17 protein-coding genes are annotated in these 15,606 nt (G+C 70.7%); 11 read left to right on the top strand and 6 right to left on the bottom strand.

What is annotated here, in order from left to right; genetic code table 11:
* Window positions 1-162: 162 nt before the first annotated feature.
* Window positions 163-1,359 carry an HRDC domain-containing protein gene (locus ACTJI8_RS02580; RefSeq protein ID WP_440731836.1) on the bottom strand — a complete coding sequence of 399 codons (1,197 nt, stop codon included), beginning with the start codon at window positions 1,357-1,359 and terminating at the stop codon, window positions 163-165.
* Complete coding sequence (locus ACTJI8_RS02575) at window positions 1,352-1,933, bottom strand: DUF3000 domain-containing protein (protein ID WP_440731835.1); 582 nt, start codon at window positions 1,931-1,933, stop codon at window positions 1,352-1,354. The genes ACTJI8_RS02580 and ACTJI8_RS02575 overlap by 8 nt, the downstream gene beginning before the upstream one ends.
* A gap of 25 nt (window positions 1,934-1,958) precedes the next feature.
* Here ACTJI8_RS02575 and ACTJI8_RS02570 point away from each other — a divergent pair, with 25 nt between their 5' ends.
* The gene (locus ACTJI8_RS02570; protein ID WP_440731834.1) at window positions 1,959-3,134 is read left to right on the top strand and encodes an alpha/beta hydrolase family protein; all 1,176 of its coding nucleotides are present in this window, start codon (window positions 1,959-1,961) and stop codon (window positions 3,132-3,134) included.
* Between the two features lie 32 nt (window positions 3,135-3,166).
* Here ACTJI8_RS02570 and ACTJI8_RS02565 read toward each other — a convergent pair whose 3' ends face one another.
* Together ACTJI8_RS02565 and ACTJI8_RS02560 are read right to left on the bottom strand one after the other, a co-directional pair.
* Entirely contained in the window at window positions 3,167-3,616 is a 450-nt protein-coding gene (locus tag ACTJI8_RS02565; protein ID WP_440731833.1) for a SufE family protein, read from the bottom strand.
* Between the two features lie 19 nt (window positions 3,617-3,635).
* Window positions 3,636-4,529, bottom strand: a complete 894-nt coding sequence (locus tag ACTJI8_RS02560; RefSeq protein ID WP_440731832.1) for a sulfurtransferase — start codon at window positions 4,527-4,529, stop codon at window positions 3,636-3,638.
* Window positions 4,530-4,706: 177 nt separating this feature from the next.
* On the opposite strand from ACTJI8_RS02560, the gene zapE reads away from it, so the two are divergent.
* From zapE to ACTJI8_RS02545, 3 genes are all read left to right on the top strand, one after another.
* Complete coding sequence (gene zapE / locus ACTJI8_RS02555) at window positions 4,707-5,759, top strand: cell division protein ZapE (protein WP_440731831.1); 1,053 nt, start codon at window positions 4,707-4,709, stop codon at window positions 5,757-5,759.
* Window positions 5,760-5,890: 131 nt separating this feature from the next.
* Window positions 5,891-7,126, top strand: coding sequence for an ammonium transporter (locus ACTJI8_RS02550; RefSeq protein WP_440731830.1), 1,236 nt, complete (start codon window positions 5,891-5,893; stop codon window positions 7,124-7,126).
* A gap of 41 nt (window positions 7,127-7,167) precedes the next feature.
* Window positions 7,168-7,758: a type II toxin-antitoxin system PemK/MazF family toxin gene (locus ACTJI8_RS02545; RefSeq protein WP_440731829.1), complete on the top strand. Its 591-nt coding sequence runs from the start codon at window positions 7,168-7,170 to the stop codon at window positions 7,756-7,758.
* A gap of 20 nt (window positions 7,759-7,778) precedes the next feature.
* On the opposite strand, the gene ACTJI8_RS02540 is transcribed toward ACTJI8_RS02545, so the two are convergent.
* On the bottom strand, window positions 7,779-8,180 hold the full coding sequence (locus tag ACTJI8_RS02540) for a hypothetical protein (RefSeq protein ID WP_440731828.1): 402 nt from the start codon (window positions 8,178-8,180) through the stop codon (window positions 7,779-7,781).
* A 4-nt stretch (window positions 8,181-8,184) separates the two neighbouring features.
* Window positions 8,185-8,928: a CDP-alcohol phosphatidyltransferase family protein gene (locus ACTJI8_RS02535; protein ID WP_440731827.1), complete on the bottom strand. Its 744-nt coding sequence runs from the start codon at window positions 8,926-8,928 to the stop codon at window positions 8,185-8,187.
* A gap of 29 nt (window positions 8,929-8,957) precedes the next feature.
* On the opposite strand from ACTJI8_RS02535, the gene ACTJI8_RS02530 reads away from it, so the two are divergent.
* The 7 genes from ACTJI8_RS02530 (at window position 8,958) to ACTJI8_RS02500 (ending at window position 15,575) form a co-directional block, all read left to right on the top strand.
* Window positions 8,958-9,980 carry a zinc-dependent alcohol dehydrogenase gene (locus ACTJI8_RS02530; RefSeq protein ID WP_440731826.1) on the top strand — a complete coding sequence of 341 codons (1,023 nt, stop codon included), beginning with the start codon at window positions 8,958-8,960 and terminating at the stop codon, window positions 9,978-9,980.
* The gene (locus tag ACTJI8_RS02525) at window positions 9,977-10,372 is read left to right on the top strand and encodes a 6-pyruvoyl trahydropterin synthase family protein (RefSeq protein ID WP_440731825.1); all 396 of its coding nucleotides are present in this window, start codon (window positions 9,977-9,979) and stop codon (window positions 10,370-10,372) included. The genes ACTJI8_RS02530 and ACTJI8_RS02525 overlap by 4 nt, the downstream gene beginning before the upstream one ends.
* Complete coding sequence (locus ACTJI8_RS02520) at window positions 10,369-11,391, top strand: glycosyltransferase family 4 protein (protein ID WP_440731824.1); 1,023 nt, start codon at window positions 10,369-10,371, stop codon at window positions 11,389-11,391. Before ACTJI8_RS02525 ends, ACTJI8_RS02520 begins: the two co-directional genes overlap by 4 nt.
* Entirely contained in the window at window positions 11,388-12,203 is an 816-nt protein-coding gene (locus ACTJI8_RS02515) for an SAM-dependent methyltransferase (protein WP_440731823.1), read from the top strand. Before ACTJI8_RS02520 ends, ACTJI8_RS02515 begins: the two co-directional genes overlap by 4 nt.
* The gene (locus ACTJI8_RS02510) at window positions 12,191-13,156 is read left to right on the top strand and encodes a lysylphosphatidylglycerol synthase domain-containing protein (RefSeq protein ID WP_440731822.1); all 966 of its coding nucleotides are present in this window, start codon (window positions 12,191-12,193) and stop codon (window positions 13,154-13,156) included. The genes ACTJI8_RS02515 and ACTJI8_RS02510 overlap by 13 nt, the downstream gene beginning before the upstream one ends.
* On the top strand, window positions 13,153-13,905 hold the full coding sequence (locus ACTJI8_RS02505) for a RibD family protein (RefSeq protein ID WP_440731821.1): 753 nt from the start codon (window positions 13,153-13,155) through the stop codon (window positions 13,903-13,905). The genes ACTJI8_RS02510 and ACTJI8_RS02505 overlap by 4 nt, the downstream gene beginning before the upstream one ends.
* Before the next feature lie 92 nt (window positions 13,906-13,997).
* A complete protein-coding gene (locus ACTJI8_RS02500) occupies window positions 13,998-15,575 on the top strand; it encodes a CDP-alcohol phosphatidyltransferase (protein ID WP_440731820.1) in 1,578 nt (525 codons plus the stop codon).
* Window positions 15,576-15,606: the final 31 nt, after the last annotated feature.

Below are 15,606 nucleotides of genomic sequence, written 5' to 3'. Positions count from 1 at the left end.
CTGCCGGCAGCCAACGCACGCCGGACTTACAGTTTCGCACGTCCTGAGGAACGCGGTTCCCTATTTTGTGAGACCGAGTGTCATGGCGGTCTGCGCATTCCAGGGGTGTCCCCTCAGCCTAGGTGGGGTCACAGAACGGAGTATGAATCGGTTGGGCTGAACCTACGAAGCGTCTCCGGGCGCCTCGTCGGTCGTTTGCGCGGCTTCCACAAAAGCATCCGCGATCCGCTGTGCGGTTTCCTCAATCTGCCAGGGTCTGGCATCGCGTGCGGCGAGGGCGGAACCGATCGAGGCGGCATCGATCTCCGACGGCGGCTCCCACGCGATCCTGCGCAGCGTGTCCGGGGTGAGCAGGTTCTCCGTGGGCATCCCGAGCTCTTCCGCACGGGCCTCGACGGCGGCACGTGCGGCCTTCAGCCGGATGTCCGCTTCGGGGTTGCGATCGGCCCACGCGCGCGGCGGCGGGGGAGCGTCGCTGGGCACCCGCTCACGCGGAAGGTCGGTGCGCTCGCGTCCGCGCTCGATCGCCGCCCACCACCGGTCCAACTGACTGCGACTGGCGCGACCGGTGAACGCCGAGACGGCGGCGAGGGCGCCCTTGTTCTGCGGGTTCGCCTGCACGGCGGCGATCAGCGCGCGATCGGGGACGAGACGACCGGGGGAGACATCGGATTCGCGGGCGAAGTCCTCCCTGGCCAGCCAGAGCTCGCGGGCCACAGCGAGATTCCTCGCACCGCGCACCTGGTGCAGGCCGCTCAGGCGCCGCCACGGCTCCTCACGCGGAGGCTTGGGCAGGCGCACGCGCGTCGCCTCGAATTCCTCGGCGGCGAACGCCGTCTTGTCGGCCGCTGCGAGCTCGGCGGCGATGAAGTCGCGCACATCCACGAGGTGCAGCACATCGAGCTCGGCGTATTCGAGCCAGGCGTTCGGCAGCGGCCTGGTCGACCAGTCCGCGGCCGAGTGCTCCTTGGCCAGCACGATGCCCAGAGCGCGCTCGACGACGGCCGCGAGGCCCACGCGCTCATAGCCGAGAAGACGCGCAGCGAGCTCGGTGTCGAACACGCTCGCGGGCTCCAGCCCCAGCTCGTGCAGGGACGGCAGATCCTGGCTGGCGGCGTGGAACACCCACTCCTCACCGCCGATGGCCTCCTGCAGCGGAGCGAACGAGCTGATCGCGATCGGATCGAACAGGAACGCCCCGGCGTCGCGTCGGAAGGCCTGCACCAGGTAGGCCCGCTGCGAGTAGCGGAAGCCGGAGGCGCGTTCCACGTCTACGGCGACGGGGCCGCTTCCTGCGGCGAGAGTCTGGACCGCGGCGACGAAGTCCTCGTCGTTGTCGATGACGACGTAGTCAGTCACGGATGTTTCTCCTGGCGCCGAACACGGCGATGTCCTCTGAGCCGGGCGGCAGTCCCGCCAGCATTCCGACCAGCTCCGCCCATGCCTCGGCATGCGGGGCAAGCGATCCGGTCGGCGACCACGACGCACGGAGTTCGATCTGCGCGCCGTCTCCTTCCGCGGCCAGCCCGCCGAAGCCCCTGGACAAGGTCTTCGTGGAGGTTCCGGATGCGGAGTGATGCGTCGCGCCGTGGGACGCGAGCGCGTCGATCAGCCAAGACCACGCTACATCCGCGAGCAGCGGATCCGTGCCGATCTCGGGCTCGAGAGGAGCCTGAGCGAACGCCACGATGCGCCAGGGTCCCGTCCAGGCGTCCGGTTCCGACGGATCGTGCAGCAGCACGAAGCGCCCGGTGCCGTACAGCGAGTCGCCGTTGTCGTCGGGGCGCACGTCGGCTGCGAGGGCGAGGGCATCGGGCGCGAGGCCGGACGGTGCGGGGATCTCGTGCACCACGATGTCGTCGCGGAATCGCAGCGCCCGCAGCTGTTCGGCGGCATGCGCGAAGACGCCGTCGGATCCGGGATGAGCGCTCACGCGGACAGACTAGAGTCAGGAGGCGATGAAGAGTCTCAGGCACGCCGCGACGGTCGGCGCGATCGCGCTGGCAGGCGCCGCGGCTCTGGGTGCGGCGATCGGCAGCGCCCTCGTGCTGCGCATCGCGCGCCAGGTGGTTACCCCCGCCCCTCGCAAGAACGACACTGACGTGCTCTCGATCGACACGGGTGCGCAGACGATCGAGCTCTCACGGACGCCGGACACCGAGCTGCCAGGGCGCTACGGCCTCTATGTCGACGGCACCCCCGGATACGTGAAGCTCGGCGCCGTGCTGCACGCGGACGCCGGCAGCGTGCGTCGAAAGCTGCTGACCCAGATCGAGCCGGGTGCCGAGGTCGGGCGCCGCGCGGGATTCAGCGGCTACTACTACCTCGCACCGGGGGAGCTGCACCTGCCCTACGAATCGGTGCTGATCGGTACGCCGGCAGGGCCCTGCCCGGCCTGGCTCTTCCCGGCGGAGTCGACCACCTGGGTGATCCAGGTCCACGGCCGGGGTGCCACCAGGTCCGAGTGCCTGCGCGCCGTGCCCGTGCTGCATGCCGCAGGGCTGCCGGTGCTCGTCACCTCCTACCGCAATGACGGGGAGGGGCCGCGCACGCGTCCGGGCTCCTACGGCCTCGGCGCGACGGAATGGCGCGACGTCGATACGGCGATCGCGTACGCGCTCCGCCACGGCGCGGAGCGGATCCTGCTCATGGGGTGGTCGATGGGTGGCGCGATCGCGCTGCAGACCCTGGTGAGCTCGGACCACGGCGGCGCCGTGGTCGGCATGATCCTCGACTCCCCGGTCGTGGATTGGCGGACGGTGCTGCGCTTCCAGGCGAAGGCGATGAGGCTGCCGGATCCGCTTCCGCAGCTCGCGATGGACGCGCTGGAACAGCCCTGGTCCGCACGGCTCAGTGGTGCGGACCAGGCGATCCCGTTCGATGCGCTGGACATGGTCGCCCGCTCCGCCGAGCTCGACGTGCCGATCCTCCTGCTGCACAGCGACGACGACGGCTTCGTGCCCTCGGACGCCTCGCACGCACTGGCGAAGGCGCGGCCGGATCTGGTGACCATGCCGCCGTTCACCGGCGCGCGCCACACCAAACTGTGGAACTACGACCAGAACCGGTGGACCGACGCGATCACGGACTGGCTCGGCGAACAGGGCTTCGCGCAGGACAGCTCCCTGGGCTGAGGGCTCCGTCGGCCGGCTCCGCCGCGTATCGGTCAGGTGGCCGCGAGGCGGGCGCGCACCTGCCGCTTGGCGCGCATGAGCATCCCTGTCATGCCGGAGATGCGCAGCGGCGACACCACGCGGGTGAGACCGATGGACTGCGGGAAGTCGTCGGGGATCGCCAGCACGGCCTCCGGGCTGAGACCGGCGATGCCCTGCGCGAGGATGCTCGCGAACCCGCGCGTGGTCGGAGCCTCTGCGGGCGCGGTGGCGTGCATCGTCACCGCGCCGCCCGCCAGCTCCAGGTAGATGTAGACGGGCGACTGGCACTCGGCCACGCGTTCAGCCATCTCGGGATGAGCGGCGACCTCCTCGGAGACCGCAGGCAACTCGTTCGAGAACTCGAGCAGGAGCTGCAGCCGGTCCGCTTCGGGGAGCTCCAGGAACGCGTCCCGGATCTCTGCGAGCGCGTCGGGGAGGGCGAAGGCAGCGGTGTCAGTCATCACCGCAATCCTCCCATGCTCAGAGCGACCCGGGCTCCTCGCCGGTGACGATCGGGACCCGCACGGCGCTGCCCCACTCGGTCCAGGATCCGTCGTAGTTGCGCACGTTCTCGAACCCGAGCAGGTGCTTCAGCACGAACCAGGTGTGCGCGGAGCGCTCACCGATGCGGCAGTACGCGACCACGTCGTCGCCGGCCTTGAGCCCGGCGCCATCGAGATAGATCGCTTCGAGTTCGGTACGGGGCTTGAACCCGCCGTCCTCGGCGACGGCCTTCGCCCATGGCACGTTCTGCGCGGTCGGGATGTGTCCGGCGCGCAGCGCGCCCTCCTCGGGATAGGCCGGTGCCGACGTGCGCGAGCCGTTGTACTCCTCCGGCGAGCGCACGTCGATGAGCGGGTTGCCCAGGTGCGTGAGCACGTCGTCCTTGTAGGCGCGCAGCACCGAGTCGTCGCGCTCCACGACGGGGTACTCGGTGGCCGCGCGGCCGGGGAGCTCGGTGGTGATCTCGCGGCCCTCGGAGATCCAGCGGTCGCGCCCGCCGTCCAGCAGGCGTACATCCTCGTGACCGAACAGCGAGAAGACCCAGAGGGCGTAGGCGGCCCACCAGTTGTTCTTGTCGCCGTAGATGACGACCGTGTCGTCGCGCGAGATGCCCTTACGGCTCAGGAGCGCGGCGAACCCGGCGCCGTCGACGTAGTCGCGCACGACCGGGTCGTTCAGTTCGGTGTGCCAGTCGACCTTGACCGCACCCGGGATGTGCCCGGTCTCGTAGAGCAGCACGTCCTCGTCGGACTCCACCACGACCAGGCCCGGTTCGCCGAGGTGCGTGGCGAGCCAGTCGGTGCTGACGAGCCGTCCGGGCTCGGCGTACTCGGCGAACGATGCGGACGCGGTGTCGAATTCGACGGTCACAGGGGGCTCCCTCGGAAGTGGTGATGCAGGGCGACGATGTCCGTGAACGGCCCGTCGCGCGCGATGACGCGCGGTGAAACCGTGACGGCGACGGCGTAGGGTTGATCCGTCTCTTCGACACTAGAACCCCGTGCGCCCCTGCGCACCCGCAGGGTAAGACTTCGACACAGGATCCGCATGACCGATCAGGCCGCCACCTCCGGCGTCGTCCACCTCATCGACCGCCAGCCGCAGATGACCGGCGCAGAACTGCTGACGGGGCTCGTGCCGCCGCCGCAGTTCGACGGCGCGACGTTCGAAAGCTACCGCTCCGACGCGGCCTACCCTTCCCAGGAGGAGGCCAAGCAGCATCTCATGACGTTCGCGACGGGCGCGCAGCCGGTCAAGCGCGGCGGCCTGTTCCGGCGGGCGCCTAAGGTGCCCGAGACGAAGCCCGGTGTCTACCTCGACGGCGGCTTCGGCGTCGGCAAGACCCACCTTCTCGCGTCGATCTATCACGCGATGCCCGCCCGGCGGAAGTACTTCGGATCCTTCATCGAGTACACGGCTCTCGTCGGCGCGCTCGGCTATCGCAACACCGTCGACCTGCTCCGCGGATCCGATCTGCTCTGCATCGACGAGTTCGAGCTCGACGACCCGGGCGACACCATGGTGATGACCCGACTGCTCGGCGAGCTCGTCGGCACCGGCACGAAGCTCGCGGCCACCTCCAACACCCCGCCGAACGCGCTGGGCGAGGGCCGTTTCGCCGCACAGGACTTCCTCCGCGAGATCCATGCGATGTCGGACAGCTTCGAGACGATCCGCATCGACGGCGTCGACTTCCGCCAGCGCGCGCTGGACGGGCACGCCGTGGCGCTGTCCGGCGAGGACTACGCCGAACGGATCGCGGTGCTGAGCACAGGTCACCGCGTCTCGGACGACGCGTTCGACGACATCGTCAAGCACCTCGCGCAGGTGCACCCGTCTCGCTACATCCGCCTCATCGCCGGAGTCGAGGCGCTGGGGATCCGCGATGTGCGCCAGCTCACCGACCAGTCCGAGGCGCTGCGGTTCGTCGCCTTCGTCGACCGCGCGTATGACGCGCAGATCCCGATCCTGGCGACCGGACGTCCTCTGGACGAGGTCTTCAGCGAGGAGATGCTCGGCGGCGGCTACCGCAAGAAGTACCTGCGTGCGATCTCGCGTCTGAACGCTCTCTCGCACGCCGAGCTCCCCGTCGCCGGCTGATCCGGACGCGCGAAACACGCTGTTCACACAGCGGCGGATCCTGTAACACCGGCGCAACATGCGCCTCCCTCCCGCGAAACACAGCGCCGCCACACTGAAACGCACGACGCGATCAGGTGGAGGCGCACAGTATGGAAGCAACAGGGAACATCTCCTGGGGAGTGACGGCGACGGCGCTGGTACTGCTCATGACGCCAGGAGTGGCGTTCTTCTACGGCGGTCTTGTCAAGGCCAAGAGCGTCATCAGCATGATGATGATGAGCTTCGGCGCGATCGGGCTCGTCGCCGTGCTGTGGATCCTGTTCGGGTCGTCGATGGCGAGTGTGTCCTCGCCGACGCAGTTTGCCGGTGACCCATTCGCCGACTTCGGCCTGGCCTCGCTCGCGAGCGGCAAGGGATCCAACGTCGCGCTGCTCACCGTGGGGTACGGCGCCACGTTCGCGATCATCACGGTCGCCCTCATCTCCGGCGCCATCGCGGACCGGGCGAAGTTCGGTCCGTGGCTCATCTTCGTCGGCGTCTTCGCGACCGTCGGCTACTTCCCGATCGCCGCGTGGGTGTGGGGCGGCGGCTGGATCATGCATCTGGGCGCCATGTTGTTCGGAGCCGACAGCGGCATCGAGTTCATCGACTACGCCGGCGGCACCGCGGTGCACATCAACGCCGGCGCCGCGGCCTTCGCCCTCGCGCTCGTGCTCGGCAAGCGGATCGGGTTCCAGAAGGGCATCCAGAAGCCGCACAACGTGCCCCTCACGCTGCTCGGTGCCGCGCTGCTGTGGTTCGGCTGGTTCGGATTCAACGCCGGCGCGCAGTGGACCACGAAGGGTATGGACGGCGTCGGGCTGATCACGATCAACACGTTCGGAGCGGCCGCTGCGGGCATTCTCGGATGGATCCTGATCGAGCGGATCCGCGGCGGCAAGGCCACCTCGATCGGTGCCGCCAGCGGTGCCGTCGCGGGCCTCGTGGCGATCACGCCGGCGTGCGCCAACCTGACGCCGGGCTGGGCACTGCTGCTCGGGGCGCTGACCGGCGCGGTGTGCGCGCTGGCGGTGGAGCTGAAGTTCCGTCTCGGCTACGACGACTCGCTCGACGTGGTCGGTCTGCACCTGGTCGGCGGTTTCATCGGCACCATCTACCTCGGCTTCTTCGCGACGGGGCAGGGCCTGTTCACGGGCGGCGACCTCCGGCTGCTCGTGGTGCAGGTGCTCGCTTCGGGCGGCGTGCTGATCTACTCCTTCGTCGTGGCGCTGGTCATCGGCTTCGCCATCGAGAAGACCGTCGGTTTCCGTGTCACCAGCGAGGACGAGATCGCCGGCGTCGACCTCGTGGTGCACGGCGAGGAGGGCTACGCGCTCACCTCCTGAGGCCCGCGGGGATGCGGGACAGGCGCGGATAGGGTGTCGTTGTGACCACCAATGGCAACGGCATCCTGTCCGCGCTCTTCGCCGCCGTGGCGGCGATCGCGAAGGCAGTCACGAACACCTCCACCCGTGAGAAGGCGCCGCAGGGCCCCGCAGCTCGCACGATGGCAGGCGCCTCGACAGGCACCGCGACGCTGGAGCCGACGGTGGGCCACGGCGGAGCGACCGAGACCCTCGAGCTCGATCCCCGCTCGGTGCGCGGCCTTCACGTCGCCTACGCGCCGCGGCGCGACGGTGCTCCGGACGCGGGGGAGATCGTCTGGACCTGGGTGCCGTACGCCGAGCGCGACGGCCGGGGCAAGGACCGGCCGGTGCTCGTGATCGCGGTGCAGTCGGCGGAGCGGGTGTACGCGGTCAAGCTGACCAGCAAGTCGCACGACGGGGACCGCGACTTCCTCTCGCTCGGATCTGGTCCCTGGGACGGGCAGGGCAGGGAGAGCTGGGTCGACATCGACCAGCTCTACAGCGTGCACATCTCCGGTGTGCGGCGCGAAGCGGCCGCTCTCGACCGCGCCCGCTTCGAGCGCGTGGCGAGCGTGCTGGAGCGCCGGTTCGGATGGACCGCGGCCGCCTGAGGGCGGGCTGAACGCACTGCTCAGCGCCGCGCCGGCGATCCGCTTCGCAGCACGAGCACAGTCGTCACCGCGAGGACGACGATCCCGATCGATTCCATGACGACCGTCTGCGGGACGAGCGTGAAGGTCCACACCTCGGTGATCCCGAACAGACCCACGGTGAGCGCGAGCAGAAGCGCGCCCAGTGTGGCGATCAGGAACAGCAGGGACAGCACCGTCGCGGCCTGCGCGAGCCTGCCGTGGAGCACGAGCATCCCGACCGCGAGCACGAGTGCCGCCACGGCGTTGAGCACGAACATCACGCCGAGGATCCCGCCGACTCCTGCGAACACGAGGAAGAGGTGGATCCCGCCGGTGGTGAGGAGGACGAGCGCGCTGAGGATCCGCATGACCCGCAGCGCCGGGGTGGTGGTCGACGTCATCGTGCTACCTGCTTCCGTCTCGAGCCGAGGCCTTCTGGGGTGACACGAGATGCGAGCTCGTCCGGTTCATCCGGACGAGCCAGACGACATCGCGACCGAAGGATTCGCACAGCAGGAGGAGCGCTCCCGCCGCGATGGCGATGTTCGCGACAGGCGGCAGCAGCTGCGTGGCGATCAGCGCCAGCGCGATGCCGCACGCCGCAGCGACGACCTTCCGCCAGTACCGGTAGGGGAGTGTGCGGCCGAGGAACGGCAGCGCCCATGCCGCGGCGACGAAGGCGTACCGCATGAGCCCGATCGCGAGCACCCAGCCGCCGACGAATCGCACGTCGTACACGCACAGCACAAGCAGCAGGAACGCGTCGACCTCCATGTCGAAGCGGGCGCCGAGTTCGCTCACGCTGTCGGTCCGGCGCGCGACGTACCCGTCGACGCCGTCGAGGGCGAGGGCTGCGGCCACGATCGTCGCGAAGAGCGCGACGGAGATTCCATCCGTGAACGAGGTCACGACGAGGCCCGTCGCGATGCCGACGAGCATCGATCGGGCGGCCGTGACGGCGTTGGCGGCGCCGAAGCGCGTGCTGCCGCGCCGTCGGAGCCCGCGTGAGACCAGCAGGGACGACACGGCCAGGTAGCCGAGCGCAACCGTCCAACCCGCCGGCGACAGCGGTTCGAACGCACCGAGCGTGAGCAGCGCGAGGACTCCTGCGGCCCCCCACAGCCAGGGCGTGAGCTGAACCTTTCGCATCCGGCCTCCGTGTTACTTTCATGGTAGTCATGGGTGACACGACGCAGCGGGCGCTCGAGGTTCACGCGGATCGCGCAGAGACGGCGACCGCGTGGTGGACGACGGGCCAGGGACATGGCGAGTTCCGCAGCGAACAGGTGCGGCCCGCCGCCCCGGGCGAGGTCTCGGTGCGCACCCTGTGGACAGGGATCAGCCGCGGCACGGAGTCGCTCGTCGCGCGCGGGGCGGTGCCCGACTCCGAGCACGAGCGGATGCGCGCTCCCTTCCAGGACGGCGACTTCCCCTTCCCCGTCAAGTACGGCTACCTCAACGTCGGCGTGGTCGAGGACGGCCCGCTGGCGCTGCGGGGACGGACAGTGTTCGCGCTGGTCCCGCACCAGTCGGGGTACGTCGCGCCGGAGGGAGCCGTCGTGCCCGTGCCCGAGGGCGTGCCGGCCCGGCGGGCGGTGCTCGCGGGGGCGGTGGAGACCGCAGTGAACGTGCTCTGGGACGCAGCACCCGCCATCGGCGACCGCGTGCTCATCGTCGGGGCCGGGATGATCGGCTGCGCCGTGGCACGCCTGGCGAGCGGCATCCCCGGAGTCGAGGTCACCGTGGTCGACATCGACCCCGAGAAGCGGAGCGTCGTCGAGGCGCTCGGTGCGCGGTTCGCCGGCACTGCGGCTCCGCCCGGCGACGCGGACGTGGTGATCGAGGCCAGCGGATCCGGTGCCGGACTGCAGTTGGCGCTGCGGTGCGCGCCCACGGACGGCGAGGTGCTCGTGGCGAGCTGGTACGGCGCCGAACCGGTGTCGCTCGAGTTGGGTGCGGACTTCCACTCGCGCCGGCTGAGGATCCGCTCGAGCCAGGTCGGCGCAGTCGCCACGACCCGTCGCGGTCGGCGAAGCACGCGGGATCGGCTCACACTCGCGCTCGGCCTTCTGCAGGACCCCGCGTTCGACCTCCTGCTCGGGGCGACCGCATCGTGGCGGCAGCTGCCGGACGTGACTGCGGGCCTCGCCGACGGCACCGCGGCCGAGCTCTGCCAGACCATCGATTGGAGCAGGCCATGACCTTCGCCGTGACCGTCCGTGACCACCTGATGATCGCCCACAGCCTTCGCGGCGAAGTCTTCGGGCCCGCGCAGCGACTGCATGGCGCGACCTATGTCGTCGACGCCTCTTTCCGCGCCGCGGAGCTCGATCCGGACGGAATCGTCGTGGATATCGGTCGGGCCTCGGCCGCGCTGCACGAGATCGTCGATGCGCTCTCGTACCGCAACCTCGATGACGAGCCCGACCTGCAGGGCGTCAACACCACGACCGAGCGGCTGTGCCAGATCATCGGCGACAGGCTCGCAGGGCGGGCGCGCGACGGCGGCTTCGGCGATGCCAGGCTGACCGGCATCGCCGTGACCCTGCACGAATCGCACATCGCGTGGGCCTCGTACGAGGTGACGATGTGACCGGCCGCGCCGTCACCTTCCTCGTCCCCGAGGGGATCGACGATCCCGCCCGGGTGAGCGGCGGAAACGTGTACGACCGGCGCGTGCGCGACGGCCTGGGCGCCCGCGGATGGCGGGTCACGACCGTCGAGACGAGCGGCTCCTCCGACGCGGCGGCGGCCCTCGGGGAGGTTCCGCGCGGCGCGACCGTGCTCGTGGACGGGCTCGTCGCCCTCAGGGCATCGGAGGCGTTGGCCGAGGCGTCGGCCCGGGCGCGGACAGTGGTCCTGGCGCACATGGTCGCGGCGGCGTTCCCGGATGCGACGGCGCGGGCGACGGATGCGGAGCGTCGTGCCCTGACGGCAGCGGACCACGTGATCGTGACGAGCCGGTGGACAGCGGAGGAGCTCCGCCGGCGCGGGCTGGCGGACTCCGACCGCGTGACGATCGCGGTGCCGGGAGTCGACGTGCCCCGGGCTCAGGCGTCCTCCGCCGCGGAGACGAGCGCGCTGAACCTTCTCTGCGTCGGCATCGTGGCACCGCACAAGGGACAGGACGTGCTGCTCGCCGCACTCGATCGGCTGTCAGGACGGGGCTGGACGTGCCGCATCGTCGGATCCTCCCCACCGTCCGGCAGCTTCGCCTCCTCGGTGGCACGCGAGGCACAGCGGTTCTCCGGCAGGGTGCGACTCACCGGTGTGCTCGAGGAGCCGGAGCTCGCCGCGGAGTATCGCCGCAGCGGGTTGCTCGTGGCGCCGTCCCGCGTGGAGAGCTCGGGCATGGCGATCGCCGAGGCCCGCGGGCACGGCGTGCCCGTCCTGGCCGCGGCGGTGGGAGGCATCCCCGACACCGTCGCCGGAGGCGGGGCCCTCCTCGTCCCACCCGAGGATCCCGGTGCCCTCGCGGCCGCTCTTGACGGCTGGATGACGGATCCGGCGCTGCGCCGGCGGCTGCGCGCCGAGACCCGCGCCGCTCGCGACAGCCTGCCGAGCTGGTCGGACACGGTGGATGCCGTGTCCGTCGCGCTGGAGACGTCATGAGCTCCGTCTCGACCGCAACTCCGTCGTGGCTCGCGCTGCGGTCCGCGGCGGATGACGCCGCTCGCTCGACGGAGCTCGCTGCCGTGCTCGCGCGCCTGCTGCCGTCCGGGCCGGTCGTGCTGCACGACCTCGGGGCCGGAACCGGCGGCATGACCCGGTGGCTCGCCCCTCGGCTGCCCGGCCCCCAGGAGTGGGTGCTGCGCGACGGGGACGCAGGGATCCTCGAGCACCTCGACCTCGACGCGGTCGTCGACGACGCCGGGAGGCCGATCCGCATCGTCACGAGCGTCGAGGTACTGGAAGCACTGGATGCTCGGGCGTTCGCCGGCGCGTCCGCCGTCACTGCCTCCGCCCTGCTCGACGTCGTCACCCGCGACGAGGCGGCCCGCATCGTCCGTGCCTGCGTCGCGGCGGGTGCTCCCGCGTTCTTCAGCCTCTCCGTCATGGGAGTGGTGGTCCTCGATCCTCCCGATGACATCGACGCCACCCTCGGAGACGCGTTCAACGCGCACCAGCGGCGGGACGCCGACGGACGGCGGCTGCTGGGCCCGGATGCCGCTCCCGTCCTGGCGAGGCTGTTCGCCGACGCCGGATGGAGGATCCGAACGAGCTCGACGCCGTGGCATCTCGGCCCCGCGGACGCGCCCCTGGTCGCCGCGTGGCTGGACGGCTGGGTCGATGCGGCCGTCGAGCAGCATCCCGAACTCGCAGACGATGCCGCCGCCTATCTCGCCCGGAGAAGTGCCCAGCTCGACGAAGGAACGCTGCGCGTCACCGTCTCGCACCAGGATGTGCTCGCATGGCCGCGGTGAGCCCCTTCTCGGAGGACACCCTCCCGTACGCGCCCGACGCAGCGGATCGGCGGCGCGATCACTCCCCGATCCGCTTCGCCGCCCGCGTCGGCGCCGGAATCGCGATCCTGGTCGCGACGGTGCTGATCGTCGGACTCGGCCCGTTCCTGCGAGGCCTCGCCGCCATCTCGCTGCTGTCTGTGCTGGCGGCCCTTGTGCTTGCGGTGATCGCGACCTCGGCCGCCGCGTGGCGCTGGAGGGCCGTCGCCACCGGCTACGGGCTGACGCTGAGCCGGCGCGCCGGATTCGCCGCCTACTATCGGTCGCAATTCCTCAATGCCGTGCTTCCGGCGGGCATCCTCGGCGACGTGCATCGCGCCTGGGCGCACGGCCGGGACCAGGCGCGCCTGGGCATCGCCGCTCGTGCCGTGGCCGTCGAACGGATCCTCGGGCAGATCGTGCAGATCGTGCTGACGCTCGCGATCCTGTTGCCGCTCGGGTTCGGGTCCCGGCTCGTGCCGCTCGTCTGGGGCGCGGGAGCGATCGCGGCCGGGATCGTCGTGATGGCGGCGACGGCGGTCGCCCTGCCGCGCCCGCGGCGGCTCCTGCGGCAGGAGTACCTCCTGCTCCGCCCGGTGCTGGCAAGACCGGCCGCGCTGCTCACGATCATCACCGCATCGGTCGTAGTCGTGGCGTCGCACGTCGCGCTGTTCCTCGTGGCGTCCCTCGCCGTCGGACTGCGGCCCGACGGTGCGATCGCGGCGGTCGGCCTCGTCGTGCTCGCAGCCTCCGCCATCCCGCTCAACGTCGGCGGCTGGGGCCCGAGGGAGGCCGTGGCCGGCGCGGCATTCGCACTCGTCGGCCTCGGCGCCTCCGCCGGCGTGTCCGTCTCCGCCGCGTTCGGCGCATTGGCGCTCATCGGCGTGCTGCCGGGCGCGGTCGTGCTTCTCGTCGAGCAGAGGAGAAGGCCATGAGCGAGCGACCGTACGTCACTCTCAGCTGTGCGATGTCGATCGACGGGTACCTCGACGGCTCCGCACCGCGCCGCCTGGCGATGTCGAACGAGGCCGACTTCGACCGGGTCGACGAGGTGCGCTCCCGCAACGACGCGATCCTGGTGGGCGCGTCGACGGTGCGGCGGGACAACCCTCGACTGCTGGTCCGCGATGCCGCGCGGCGTGCGCGGCGGCTGTCGTCCGGATGCGCTGCGTCTCCGATGAAGGTGACGGTGACGGCGTCGGGTGATCTGTCCCCGGACGCCGCGTTCTTCACCGCGGGGGAGGTGCCGCGTCTGGTGTACACCCCGTTGCAGGGCGTGCGCAGTCTTCGCTCACGGCTCGGCGAGCGGGCCACGGTGGTCGGCCTCGGCGCGCAGGTGACCATGGCCGCCGTGCTCGACGACCTCGGCGAACGCCGCGCAGTCCGCCGGCTCATGGTCGAGGGAGGCGGTGCCGTTCTCACACAGTTCCTCCAGGCCGATCTCGTGGATGAGCTGCAGCTCGTGATCGCGCCCTTCTTCGTCGGCGAGTCGGGTGCGCCCCGGGCAGCGGCCGCGGGCCGGTATCCCTGGACGGCTTCGCGTCGTGCCCGTTTGGCGGACACGCGGCAGATCGGCGACGTCGTGCTGCTGCGCTACGCGCTGTCGGATCGCTGCGACGTCCCTACGGATCACGGCGATCCCGCCGTCCGGGATCACGCCATGGCCGCTTCCGCATGGTCATGAGCCCGTCGGCCCGGCGTCGAACCTCAGGAGGGTCGCGCCTCGGTTCGGCCCCGGCGCAGAGGGGAGGGGGCACCGGTCTGGCCGTCGCGATCGTGGCGCTCGTCGTCCTCCCGCTCGCTCCGGGACTGCTGGCGACGGATCGGCCCTCTCCCGGACTGAACGGACTCCTCGGAATCCCCGCGGAGTCGCTCCTGATCGTGCTTCTGCTCCTGCTCGTTCCGTGGCGCGCCGTGCGCCGTGTCCTAGCCGGGGTGTTCGGTGTGTTCGTCACCTCTGCCCTTGCTCTCGCCGGAATCGACCGCGGATTCCGTACCACCGTCGGAACCCCGTTCGTCCTCGTGGACTGGCCGCAACTCGGATCCGCCTATGGGGTCGTCGTCGACTCGGTGGGCCCCTTCCTCGCAGAGCTGCTGCTGCTCAGCCTCCTCTGCGCGGCCCTCGCGTGCGCGATGCTGCTGGCCTGGGCCTCCCTCCGCGTCTCGGAAGTGGTGCAGCGACGTGCCGCGGGACGACTCGTGATCGCGGGACTCGCGGTGGTGTGGCTGGTCGCAGGGGGCGTGGCGCCGCCGCCGACCGGCGATCCCCTCGCCTCCGCCGCCTCGGTCGGCTCCGTCGCGACCGCGGTGTCGCGCACCGAGCGCGTGCTCGCGGAGCAGGCGGCGGTCGCGCATGCCATCGCGGAGGATCCGTTCGCGGCCATGCCCTCGTCTGGCCTGCTCAGCGGACTCCGGGGCAAGGACGTCGTGGTCGCGTTCGTCGAGAGCTACGGCCGGGTCGCGCTGGAGGGCGCGGGGATCGCCGACGGCGTGACGGATGTGCTCCGGGCCGGGAACGCTTCCCTGGTCGCCGACGGGTACGCCGCGCAAAGCGCCTGGCTCACATCGCCCACCTACGGCGGGCTGAGCTGGCTCGCGCACGGCACCCTGCAAACCGGCGTGTGGACGCCGACGCAGCAGGCATACGATCAGCTCGTCGCCAGCGACCGCCTTTCCTTGGCGCGGGCATTCGGTGAAGCCGGGTGGCGGACGGTGTCCGACGTGCCCTCGGACACCGAGGCCTGGCGCACCGGGTCGTCCTTCTATCGATATGACTCGCTGGTCGACGCGACGGACGTCGGTTACCGCGGCCCTGGCTTCGGCTACGCGCGCATTCCCGACCAGTTCACACTCAAGCACTTCGCCGACACGGAGCTCACGGGTCCGCATGATCCCGTGATGGCCGAGATCGACCTGGTGTCGTCGCACACCCCGTGGGCGCCACTGCCGCAACTGGTGCCCTGGGAGCAGATCGGCGACGGCTCCGTCTACGAACCGCAGCCGGGTCAGAGCGAATCCGCAGGAACGGTCTGGCAGAGCGCGGAGACGGTCCAGCGCTTCTACGGGCAGTCGGTGCAGTACTCGCTCGGATCCCTGCTTTCGTTCCTCGAGAACGTCGACGATCCGAACCTCGTGGTCATCGTCCTCGGCGATCACCAGCCCGCCGCGATCGTGAGCGGCGCCGGCGCCTCGCACGACGTGCCGATCAGCGTCATCGCCCGCGACCCCGCGGTGTTCGCGGCGATCGACGGCTGGGGGTGGACGCGCGGCCTTCAGCCGCGTGACGGCTCTCCGACCTGGCGCATGGACGCTTTCCGGGATCGTCTCTTCGCCGCGTTCAGCGAGAAGCCATGAGCGGCGGCGAGGGAGCGGGCACGTAGGCTGA

The organism is Microbacterium sp. 22303, assembly GCF_052045265.1.
Lineage (GTDB): Bacteria > Actinomycetota > Actinomycetes > Actinomycetales > Microbacteriaceae > Microbacterium.
This window is presented reverse-complemented; position numbering and strand designations above follow the sequence as displayed.

Coding starts and splice junctions, on each gene's coding strand:
- ACTJI8_RS02505 (WP_440731821.1), top strand. CDS start 13,153: ATGAGCGAGCGACCGTACGTCACTCTCAGCTGTGCGATGTCGATCGAC.
- ACTJI8_RS02510 (WP_440731822.1), top strand. CDS start 12,191: ATGGCCGCGGTGAGCCCCTTCTCGGAGGACACCCTCCCGTACGCGCCC.
- ACTJI8_RS02570 (WP_440731834.1), top strand. CDS start 1,959: ATGAAGAGTCTCAGGCACGCCGCGACGGTCGGCGCGATCGCGCTGGCA.
- ACTJI8_RS02535 (WP_440731827.1), bottom strand. CDS start 8,928: ATGCGAAAGGTTCAGCTCACGCCCTGGCTGTGGGGGGCCGCAGGAGTC.
- ACTJI8_RS02565 (WP_440731833.1), bottom strand. CDS start 3,616: ATGACTGACACCGCTGCCTTCGCCCTCCCCGACGCGCTCGCAGAGATC.
- zapE (WP_440731831.1), top strand. CDS start 4,707: ATGACCGATCAGGCCGCCACCTCCGGCGTCGTCCACCTCATCGACCGC.
- ACTJI8_RS02540 (WP_440731828.1), bottom strand. CDS start 8,180: ATGACGTCGACCACCACCCCGGCGCTGCGGGTCATGCGGATCCTCAGC.
- ACTJI8_RS02525 (WP_440731825.1), top strand. CDS start 9,977: ATGACCTTCGCCGTGACCGTCCGTGACCACCTGATGATCGCCCACAGC.
- ACTJI8_RS02550 (WP_440731830.1), top strand. CDS start 5,891: ATGGAAGCAACAGGGAACATCTCCTGGGGAGTGACGGCGACGGCGCTG.
- ACTJI8_RS02515 (WP_440731823.1), top strand. CDS start 11,388: ATGAGCTCCGTCTCGACCGCAACTCCGTCGTGGCTCGCGCTGCGGTCC.
- ACTJI8_RS02530 (WP_440731826.1), top strand. CDS start 8,958: ATGGGTGACACGACGCAGCGGGCGCTCGAGGTTCACGCGGATCGCGCA.